Raw genomic sequence first — 525 nt, forward strand, 5'->3', positions numbered from 1 at the left:
GAGCCAAACCGACATGTTGGCTGGTAATGCCAGCAACAACTTTTTGATTTGGTTAATCACGCCGCCAGAGATGCTGTCGAGCTTCGACATTGCGATTTCGGATTGGGGCATGATCATGAGTGTGGTGGCGAACGCGGTGTGTTTTGTCGCGGTGTCTCTGGCGACGCGTCCAAGCCTAAGTGAGCGCTTACAGTCGGCGTCTTTTGTCGGAACACCGCTGCCTGAAAGCGAAAACATCAGCTTGTATCAAAGTCGAGTTACCGTGGCTGAGTTGGAAATGCTTGCCTCGCGCTTTGTTGGCCGCACTCGGGTGAAAGTGGCTTTCCAAGCCTATTGGAGCCAGCAGCGAGAGGAGTTGTTACCGAACCAACAAGCGCCGTCTTCGTTGATTCGTCACACTGAACGCGTATTGGCTGGGGTGTTTGGTGCCTCTTCTGCTAAGTTAGTACTTACTTCTGCGTTGCAAGGCAGAAATATGCAGCTTGAAGAAGTCGCAACCATCGTTGATGAAGCTTCCGAGTTGTA

The 525-nt window shown here is 51.8% G+C and carries 1 pseudogene; it reads left to right on the forward strand.

Going from position 1 to position 525, the window contains the following annotated elements:
- Nucleotides 1-525, forward strand: a pseudogene (locus R7Q46_RS30130) (hybrid sensor histidine kinase/response regulator); the annotation flags it as partial.

The organism is Vibrio sp. 811, from assembly GCF_033339195.1.